Origin of the sequence: uncultured Abyssibacter sp., from assembly GCF_964000955.1 — a bacterium.
In the GTDB taxonomy this organism is placed as follows: Bacteria; Pseudomonadota; Gammaproteobacteria; order Nevskiales; family OUC007; genus Abyssibacter.
Genome location: NZ_CAXFCL010000267.1, coordinates 1 through 9,380, shown reverse-complemented (window position 1 = coordinate 9,380; position 9,380 = coordinate 1). Strand labels below are relative to the sequence as shown.

8 protein-coding genes and 1 pseudogene are annotated in these 9,380 nt (G+C 66.9%); all 9 read right to left on the bottom strand.

Annotated elements, in window-relative coordinates:
• Positions 1-276: pseudogene (locus tag ABNS06_RS12910) on the bottom strand (molybdopterin molybdenumtransferase MoeA); the annotation flags it as partial.
• Positions 252-1,349 (bottom strand): putative sulfate/molybdate transporter, encoded by a 1,098-nt coding sequence (locus tag ABNS06_RS12905; protein WP_348675005.1) that lies wholly within the window; start codon positions 1,347-1,349, stop codon positions 252-254. The pseudogene ABNS06_RS12910 and the gene ABNS06_RS12905, both read right to left, overlap by 25 nt.
• On the bottom strand, positions 1,342-2,277 hold the full coding sequence (gene moaCB / locus ABNS06_RS12900) for a bifunctional molybdenum cofactor biosynthesis protein MoaC/MoaB (RefSeq protein ID WP_348675004.1): 936 nt from the start codon (positions 2,275-2,277) through the stop codon (positions 1,342-1,344). Before moaCB ends, ABNS06_RS12905 begins: the two co-directional genes overlap by 8 nt.
• Before the next feature lie 25 nt (positions 2,278-2,302).
• Complete coding sequence (gene moaA / locus ABNS06_RS12895) at positions 2,303-3,286, bottom strand: GTP 3',8-cyclase MoaA (RefSeq protein ID WP_348675003.1); 984 nt, start codon at positions 3,284-3,286, stop codon at positions 2,303-2,305.
• Entirely contained in the window at positions 3,283-4,770 is a 1,488-nt protein-coding gene (locus tag ABNS06_RS12890; protein ID WP_348675002.1) for a ThiF family adenylyltransferase, read from the bottom strand. The genes moaA and ABNS06_RS12890 overlap by 4 nt, the downstream gene beginning before the upstream one ends.
• 7 nt (positions 4,771-4,777) lie before the next feature.
• A complete protein-coding gene (locus ABNS06_RS12885) occupies positions 4,778-5,023 on the bottom strand; it encodes a MoaD/ThiS family protein (protein WP_348675001.1) in 246 nt (81 codons plus the stop codon).
• Positions 5,024-5,132: 109 nt separating this feature from the next.
• On the bottom strand, positions 5,133-6,563 hold the full coding sequence (locus ABNS06_RS12880) for an aldehyde dehydrogenase family protein (protein ID WP_348675000.1): 1,431 nt from the start codon (positions 6,561-6,563) through the stop codon (positions 5,133-5,135).
• 37 nt (positions 6,564-6,600) lie between these two features.
• Positions 6,601-8,337 (bottom strand): thiamine pyrophosphate-binding protein, encoded by a 1,737-nt coding sequence (locus tag ABNS06_RS12875; RefSeq protein WP_348674999.1) that lies wholly within the window; start codon positions 8,335-8,337, stop codon positions 6,601-6,603.
• 113 nt (positions 8,338-8,450) lie between these two features.
• Positions 8,451-9,380, bottom strand: a 930-nt coding sequence (locus ABNS06_RS12870; protein ID WP_348674998.1) for an SRPBCC family protein, incomplete at its 5' end; no start/stop codon positions are given.

Here is a 9,380-nt window from a genome sequence, read left to right as displayed (position 1 = left end):
GCACTCGCCGGCGTTCACCGCCGGGCCCGCCCCGCCCGCTTCGGCACGGCCGACGAGGCGCCGCGGGGCGTCACCATCGGTACTGCGCAGGGCGTAGCCATCCATCGCGCTGTTGTCGAATCGCGGCAGATCCACCGCCGAGACGGCGTCGCCTCGCAACACGCGACCCAGCGCCCGATCGACGGGCAGCCGTTCGGTCGGCAGCGGCCGCAGCCGGCCGGCGTAGGCATCCTGTGCCTCGTCGAAGCGAATCAGGCGGTCCGCCAACGTCGCCACCCGTACCAGACCATCATCGCGATCGTGACCGCCACCAGGGCATGGCCGAGCACGACGCCCAGCGCGATGCCACCGACGATCACACCCTCCTCCGGACGGACGCGCAGGCCATGCCGGCCCAGTTCGGCACCCGCGACGATCAGCAGCAGGCCGAGCAGCGACAATGGGAAGGCCGCGGCCCAGGTTGCCAGCGCGCCGCCGAAGAGGATCACCGCACCCATCTTCGCCACACCCAGCGCGACGATCGACCAGCGCGTGCGCGCGCCGAAGCGATACTGCGCCGCCAGCCCGCCGCTGCCATGACAGATCGGCATGGCGCCGAACCACGGCCCAATCAGGTTCAGCGGCCCCATGATCAGACCGATGCCCCGCCCGGTGACCCGGCGACCGGCGTCCGGAAACAGGTCGCGCGCGAGCACGACCACCGCCACCACGGAATTCAGCAAGGTCATGGGCAATTGCGCGGCGACCAGCGGTGCCGCCTCGGCCCAGGTCGACAAATCCACGGTCGCCACCGCAGCGGGGGCCGTCACCGAACCCATCGCGAACACCGCCATCACGCCACCCAGCACGCAAACCAGCAGCGCCGCCGGCAGCCGCGTGAACAACCCGACGCCAACGATGATGGCCGCCACCGCCAGCCAGACCGGTCCGTCGCTCGCGGCGTTCTGCAGCACCCATTCGGACCCGCGCAGCGCCAGCATGGCGCCGACCCCGAGCTGCATCCCGCGCACCACGACCATGGGGATCCACTGCTGCAAGCGCGACAACGCCCCGCCCAGTGCCAGCAGCGTGACGAGCACGCCCATGACGATGCCCGCCAGCGGCACGGCGGCCGCCGCCGCGGGGGTGGCGATACCGGCGGCGGCAATCGCCTTCATCGGTTGCACGGCCATGGGCAGCGGATAGCGCACCGCGGTGATCAGATGGGCGACGCCGGCGAAGGCGACGGCCGCCGGAAAGGAGATCGCGCCGGCCGCGGCCAGCGCCAGGGTCAGCGGCAGAAACGCGCCAAGATCCCCCAGACCGCCGGAGACCTCGCGCAGCGCGGTGATCGTCCTCTGCCTATTCATACCCACCGGCATGCTGGAACGCATCCCGGCAATCGAACAGATGGATGAGCCCTGGCAATACGGCCTGCAGCGTCTCCGTCGCACCGCCGCGGCTGCCGGGCAGCGTCATGATCAGGGACCGCCCCCGCGGGCCGGCCAGGCCGGCGACACCACGAGACATCAGTGCATACGGCGTACGCCGCTGCCCGAAGGCGCGACCGGCCTCCATGATGCCGGGCATCGGCGTGGTGATCAGTGGCGCCAGTGTGTCGACCGTGATGTCGCGCGGACTGATGCCCGTGCCCCCGACGGTCATGATGCAGTCGATGCCATCGTCCAGCGCCTGCCGAACCCGCTCCAGCAGCGGCTCGGCATCATCGCTCATCACCGCGTACTCCAGCGGCTCGAAACCGCATTTTTCCAGCACGGCACGCACGGCCTGACCGGCGGTGTCCGGCTTTCTGCCCGCCGCCACCGTATCGGAGAGCACCAGCACCAGGGCGGACTTCGCCGACCGCAGCCGATTGGTGAACTGGCTCTTGCCACCGGTCTTGCGGATGAGCTTGACGGCGTCGATCACCAGATCATCCGGCTCGCAGTACATCTTGACCATGTCGTAAATGGTCAGGGCCGCCGCGCTGACGGCGGCCATGGCTTCCATCTCCACGCCGGTCGGGCCGATCACCGCCGCCTCCGCGGTGATCAGAACCGCCTCGTCGGTGACCTCGAACGCAACCTCGGCGGCGTGAATGGGCAACGGGTGACACAGCGGGATGAGGTCATCGGTGCGCTTGGCGGCCTGGATGCCGGCAACCCGGGCAATCTGCAGGCAATCGCCCTTCTCCACGGTGCCGCCGCGAATGCGTTCCAGCACCTCGACCGGCGCCAGCAAGCGTCCGCTGGCGCGCGCCGTGCGCAGGGTGTCCGGTTTGTTGCCTACGTTGATCATCGAAGATTCTCGTCCGGACGGTGCCTCAACCGCCCAGACCATGCATGGTGATGGGCCGTTCGACGGCTCCGGTCTGTGCGTAGCCATCGGGCTTGGCACGCGAGGCCGCGGCCAGGTGCGCGACCAACGCCTCGTCGTCCACGCCGCCGCGCAGCAGCTCGCGCAGCTCGGTGCCCCGCGAGGCGAACAGGCAGGTGTACAGCGCGCCGGTCGCGGTCAGTCGCATGCGGTCGCAGTCACCGCAGAACGGCCGCGTCACGGTCGGGATCACGCCAAAGCGCCCGCCATCCGGCAACGCGTAGTAACTGGCCGGGCCGTCCGCGCCCAGCGAAACCGGCGCGCCGAACTCGCCGGTGACGTGATCGATCAGCTCGGCCTCGGAAAACACGCGCTCACGACGCCACAACGCGCCGCCTTCCAGCGGCATGAATTCGATGAACCGCAGCACCAGGTCGCGATCCATCGCCCAGCGCAGCATCGGCAGGATCTGATCCTCGTTCTGACCGCGGACGATCACGGCATTGATCTTGACCGGGATACCCGCCTCGCAGGCCGCTTCGACGCCTCGCAGCACCGCCGGCAACCGGTGTCGCGTGCGGGTCATCGCGTCGAAGCGCGCCGGCTCCAGCGCGTCCAGACTCACGTTGATGTCGTCCAGGCCCGCCGCGACCAGACCGGGCAGACGCCGGTGCAGCAGCTGCGCGTTGGTGGTGATCGACAGGCGCAGCTTCGCGGTGAGCGGATCGCCACGCAGTCTCGCGATCAGCCCGTCGAGCTCGGGTGCCAGCAAGGGCTCGCCCCCGGTCAGCCGAATCGAACGCACACCCGCCCGCTCGACAAACAGGCGAATCAATCGCAGGCGCTCGTCGGCCGTGAGCAGCTGGTCCTTGGGCGCCCACTGGGGCTGCTCGGGCATGCAGTAGCCGCAGCGGAAGTTGCAACGATCGGTCAGCGACACACGCAGCTTGCGTGGACGCCTGCCATGACGATCCTCGAAGGCGCGACTCATGCGATGGACTGAGCGTCGGCGGCCGCCGAAACGCCTTTGTGAGGCAGGTTTCGCGATGTCGACCGATTGGCCGCTTCCGTTCCTCCGGCCAGGCTCCAGACGTTCTGCAGGCCGCGGTCACGCAACGCGCGCGCGGCCACACCGCTGCGTCGGCCCCTGGCGCAAACAAGCAGATACGCCTGGTTCGCATCCAGCGGAAAACCGGACAGCAATGCGTCCGGTGAAACCGGAATCGCATCAGGCAGCGGCTCCCGGACGCGCTCGGCGTCGGTTCTCAGATCCAGCCAGATCAACGACGGGTCCAGCGTGGTGCGCTCCACACCGCCACTGTCCGAATTGGCCGGTGACAGACAGGTGCAGCCCGGTCGCGAGGCCGGCTCGAAACTCGCGAAATGCCCGCCCGCCAGATCCAGTACGGTCCAGCGTCCGGTGAGCGGCGAATTCATCCGCATCAGTCGTCTCAGCGCCTCGCCCGCCATCGCCGCGCCAATCATCATCGGCGTGGGCCCAAGCACACCGGCCTGCCCGCAATCAGCCGACAGACCACTCAGACAATCCCAGCAAACGCCCTGGTCGACGGACAGTGGGCTGACGTAAAACCCACCGCTGAGTTGATGCACTCCGCCGACGATCACCGGCATGCTGGCTGCCTTGCACCAACGACTGACCCTGCATTTGGAGTCCGCGGAATCCGTGCACTCCAGCACCAGATCAACCTCGTCGATCAGGCGACGCCAGAGAGGTTCATCCAGCATCGACGCGTAGCCATCGACCCGTACGGAGCTGTTCCGCTCGACCAGCCGGCGTCTGGCTGCATCCACCTTGGGCGCGCCGGCGTCGGTCTCCACATAAAGACCCTGTCGGTGCAGGTTGCTCAACTCGACATGATCGCCATCCACCAGACTGACACGCCCGACACCCGCGCCAACCAGCGCGTCGGCGACCGGACAACCCAGAGCACCAACCCCGACGATCAACACGTGAGCCTCTGACAAGCGGGTCTGACCGGCAGATCCCACGCCCGGCACCGCGGTCTGCTGCCGGTAACGATGCTCTCCATGAGCATGCGAACAGCCGTCGCAACCGACCCAGCTGCTGGTGCCGTCTGCGTAGAACTCGTGCTTCCAGATCGGAACACGGTTCTTGATTTCATCGATCACATAGCGGCAGGCCGCGAACGCGGCATCACGGTGCGCCGCACCCACGCCAACCCACACCGCGGTCTCCCCGACCTCCAGATCGCCCACCCGATGAATGCAGGACACGGCATCGATATCGAATCGCGCAAGTGCCTCGTCGACGATGCGCTGCCCTTCGCTGATGGCGAGCAGCTCGTAGACATCGTAGTGCAACCGGCGAACGTCACGTCCCAGATGGTGGTTACGCACGCAACCGCGAAAGTCGACATAGCCGCCGCTGTGCGGATCGGCGATCGCCCGAGCATGATCCGCAATCGAGATGGGCTCGCGCGTAAGCCGGAACATGCGAATCTCAGCCGCCCGACATCGGAGGTATGAACGCCAGCCGATCACCAGCGTTGAGATGCGTGGTCCATTCCGCGAAGCGATCATTGATCGCAACCCGCAGCTGGGCAGGCGCCAGCTGCAATTGGCGCGACGCCGCGAGGCGGTCGAACACGGCGCTCGGCGTGTCACCCGGCTGGCAGTCCAGCCACTCCTCGGACCGACCGGCCTGATCGCGCAATGCGGCGAAGTAGAGAACGTGAATTCGACTCACGATGCAGCCCGAAAACCAACCGGTTCCGCTGTTGCCGCACAGCACTGATCGTCGTCCTGACGTCTCCTCACGCCAAGACCTATTGTGGCGTTCATAATCGTTATTGGATTCAGGCCTCTGCAGGAACGTACCCCAGCATACCCTTAATCTCCAAGTATTCATCAAAGCCGAATTCGCCCCATTCGCGACCATTGCCGCTGCGCTTGTACCCGCCGAAGGGGCAGTGGAAGTCGAATCCGCCGTTGATCGAAATCCAACCAGTGCGCATGCGTCTGGCGACGGCCCGGCATTGCTCCAGATCCGTGCCCAGCACGCCGCCGGCAAGACCGAAGGGCGAGTCGTTGGTGATCTCGATGGCATGGTCGAGATCGTCGTAGCCGATGATCACCTGGACCGGTCCGAAGATTTCCTCGCGGGCGATCACCATGTCGTTGCTGACACGGCCAAAGACGGTGGGTTTGACGAAGTAGCCCTTGTCTAGACCCTCCGGCCGGTCCGGCCCGCCAGCGACCAGTTCGGCGCCCTCTTCGATGCCCTTGCGGATGTAGGCCTGCACCGTGTTGTACTGGCTCTTGGAAACCACCGGCCCCATCGCGACGGCGCCGGTCGGATCACCCACGGTGACCTGCTCGGCCGCTTGCTTCGCGGCCGCCAATGCCTCGTCCATGCGCGCGTTCGGCACCAGCATGCGCGAGGTGGCGCTGCAGGTCTGGCCGGAGTTCATCATCATCCCGCCGATGGCGCCGGCAACGTTCGCGGCCAGGGCATCGTCATCCAGGATGATCGCGGCGCTCTTGCCGCCCAGCTCCTGACACACCCGCTTGACGGTGGCGGCCGCGTTTCTGGCCACCTCGATACCGGCGGCCTCGGACCCGGTGATCGACACCATGTCCACCTCGGGGTGGCTGGACATCGCCGCGCCGACCACCGAGCCCCGGCCCTGGATCAGGTTGAACACCCCGGCCGGAACGCCGGCGGCGTCAATGATCTCGGTGAGCACCTGCGCGGAAAAATGCGCCTCCTGCGACGGCTTGAGCACTACCGTGCAACCCGCAGCGATCGCCGGAAAGACCTTGACCGCAATCTGGTTCACCGGCCAGTTCCAGGGCGTGATCATGCTGCACACGCCGATCGGCTCCTTGCGGATCATGGTGTTGCCGCGCAGTTCCTCGAACTCGTAGGTCTTGAGCACCTCGATCGCGGTGCTCAGATGGCCATTGCCCAGCGCCACGTGAAACCCGCGCGCCAGTTCGGTGGGCGCGCCCATCTCCTCGGTGATCGCATCGCCCAGATCGTTGGAGCGCCGGTCGTACTCGGCGAGTACGCGCTCCAGCACCGCGATGCGCTCGTCGACGCTGGTCTGCGACCAGGTTTCGAACGCCTTGCGGGCCGCCTGCACGGCCCGATCGACATCGGCCTCGGTGCCCAGCGCGATCTTGCCGGACACGGCTTCGGTCGCCGGGTTGATCGTCTCGCCGACCGTCATCTCCAGCGGGTCCACCCACTGGCCGTCGATGTAGAACTTCAGATACTCGCGCATGACGGGGTCATCCTCCGATGATGGTGTTCTCTTTGAGCTAGTAGGCAACGTCGCCGGCATCGGCGCCGTAGCCCGGCTTGAAGTCCGTGTACCAGGACTTGAATTCCTCGTAGTTCGGCGCGTCCATGGCATTGGCGACCGGATCGATCGGCACGTGGATCACCGTCGCCTTGCCGCTGGCCACGGCCGCCTCGACGGCCGGCGCGATGTCTTCCTCACGGTCGACGAACACGCCTTCGGCACCAAAGCCCCTGGCGATGGTGTCGAAGCGCACCGCCTTGCCCCAATGCGCCTCGGTCTCCGGCGAATCCGGCCCGACCTGCTTGCGCCAGCAGCCGACCTCCAGGCCCCAGGCATTGTCGACACCGACCACGGTGACGATGGGCAGGCCCTTGCGCACCGCGGTTTCCAGCTCGGCGATGTGGAACATGAACGAGGAGTCGCCGGTGACCAGCACCACCGGCCGGCCCGGCGCGGCCACCGCGGCGCCGACTGCGTAAGGCAGCCCGGTACCCAGATGGCCGGCGTTCTGGTTCCACACCAGATCGCGGGCGCGGAACTGCGAGTAGGTCCAGCCAAAGATCGTCACTGAACCGCCATCCAGCGCGAGCACGGCGTTGTCCGGGATGGCGCGCGTGGACTCGTAGATGAAACGCGCCGGATGCACCGGCGAGGTACCCGACGGCACCTGCTCGCGCAGCGTCGCCTTGAAGGTCTTCTGCGTCTCGATCCAGCCAGCCAGTTCCGCGGAGGGCTGTCGCGGCGTGTCCTTCAACGCGTCGGCGAGCTGCGGCACGATGTCACGCAGATCGCCCACCAGCGGGACGTCGATCGGGCGGTTGACGCCAAAGGCCAGCGGATCGCGCTCGATGTAGATCCACTTGCGGTTGGCGTTGTTGCCGGCCCAGTGCCGGCCGATGCCCATGTGCAGCGGCTCGCCCAGTTCGGTGCCAATGGCGATGCAGAGATCGGAAGCCTCCGCCGCCGCGACCCCGGCCGGCGAGAAACCGTAGGCGAAGGTGCGATCCTCCAGCCCCTCGACGACCATCGCGCAGCCGGAGGTCTGCAACACCGGGCAGGCCATGACATCGGCCAGCGCGCGGACCGACTGCTGGGCGCGGGACGTGAACATGCCCTGCCCGACCAGCAGCACCGGATTCGTCGCCGCGCGGATCAGCTCCACGGCCTTGTCGATCATCGGCGCGCTGGCGGCCTGATTCGCCAGCCGGTACTGCTCGGGTCGCAACACCGGCGTCCAGTCCGCGGTCTCGTGGATGACGCTCAGCGGCAGCTCGACGTAAACCGGTCCGGGCGTGCCTGTGGTCACCTGGCGAATCGCCTCGCGGATGATCTCGTCGGTCTGGTCGGCGTCCTCGATCACGCCGACGTATTTCATCATCGGCTTGAAATTGGAGATCTGGTCGACGACCTGGATGCGCCCGCGGCGCACGCGCTGGTAGGCCGAGCGTGACCGCTGGCCACCGAAGAAAATGGTTGGCGAGTTTTCCTTGGCGGCGGTGATCATGGCCGCGGCCAGATTGGAGATGCCGGGCCCCTGGGTGCCGAAGCAGACGCCGGGCTTGCCGGTCATTCGCGACCAGCCGTCGGCCATGTAGCCGCCGGCCTGCTCGTGATGCGGGGCGACCACGCTCCAGCCACGCCGTTCGGCGGTCATGGCCATGTGGATGAATCCCGGATCCGGTATCCCGAACAGGCTGTTGATGCCCTCGGCCTCCAGCAGGTCGAGAATGCGCTCATAAACGGGTACGGACATCCGGGTTCACCCTCCTCTCGTTCTGATCCTTGAACTCGCACCGGCCGGCGAACTCTGCGGTCGCTCGGCCCATCGTCGCGCCCGGCCGGAAACCGACCGGGCGGTCTCGGGGTTCAGTCGATTCGCCGCGGCGCCGCCATGCCCATGTAGTCAGCGAGGTTGCGATGGAAATTCGTCACCTTGCGCTCCTGGTAGGGGTTGGGCAGCGCGCCGCGGAAGCCGCGGGACTTCATCCCGCGCTGCACGGCGGCCATGTTGGAAAAGTCCTGCGCCAGGACCTTCTTCCAGTTGGCCTCGGTCGGCTCGGCGTATTCCCACTCGGTCTTCGGCTCCTCGCCTTCCGGGAAACGCTCCAGTGCGAAGGCCTCGTAGATGCACTTGTCGGGGTCATCGCCGTAGGGACGCGTGCGATAGCAAAGCGCGAAGGTCAGCCCCTGCAAGATGCTCATGTTCGGGAACACGTGCCAGGCCAGCCCGGCCTTGGCGACCTGCTCGGGTTTCGGCTCCGGCCAGATCACGCCGCGGGCCGCGTCGTCGCGCTTGGCGGATTCGAACCAGTGGTGGTGCACCTCATGACCCGGCGTGCCGTCCGGCAGCTCGTCCGGCAGCCGCTTGGCGGCGGCGACCAGCGTCTGGGTCGTGCTCGCGCCAATGGTGTCCCACAGCTCTTCCTGCAGCTGCTTGGTCATGGCGCGGGCGTCGGCGCCCTTGGCGGTGCGGCTCACCGTGGACGAGGACATGTCCTCCTCCGAATTCGTCTTCGGGTCGAAGCCGTCGTTGCCGTGCAATCCATGCGCGCGGCTCCAGGCGTAGAAGTCGCCGTACTTGGTGAGCTGCGGGTGTGTGCCCTCGACGTGATAGGGCTCCATGAACGCTTCGATCGCGGTCTTCCAGTTGCAGTCGAAGATCACCCACTTGCGCCACAGGTAGCGCATCTTTTCGAACTCGAAGGGATCGAGGAAGGTCGCGGCCGGCTCCAGGTAGTCACGCAGCGGGATGCAGTCGGGATCCATGTTGATCCAGATCCAGCCGCCCCAGGTGTC

Bases quoted from the DNA above. Each gene is read 5' to 3' on its own strand.
- moaA (WP_348675003.1), bottom strand. From the start codon at position 3,286: ATGAGTCGCGCCTTCGAGGATCGTCATGGCAGGCGTCCACGCAAGCTG.
- ABNS06_RS12890 (WP_348675002.1), bottom strand. From the start codon at position 4,770: ATGTTCCGGCTTACGCGCGAGCCCATCTCGATTGCGGATCATGCTCGG.
- ABNS06_RS12880 (WP_348675000.1), bottom strand. From the start codon at position 6,563: ATGCGCGAGTATCTGAAGTTCTACATCGACGGCCAGTGGGTGGACCCG.
- ABNS06_RS12905 (WP_348675005.1), bottom strand. From the start codon at position 1,349: ATGAATAGGCAGAGGACGATCACCGCGCTGCGCGAGGTCTCCGGCGGT.
- ABNS06_RS12875 (WP_348674999.1), bottom strand. From the start codon at position 8,337: ATGTCCGTACCCGTTTATGAGCGCATTCTCGACCTGCTGGAGGCCGAG.
- moaCB (WP_348675004.1), bottom strand. From the start codon at position 2,277: ATGATCAACGTAGGCAACAAACCGGACACCCTGCGCACGGCGCGCGCC.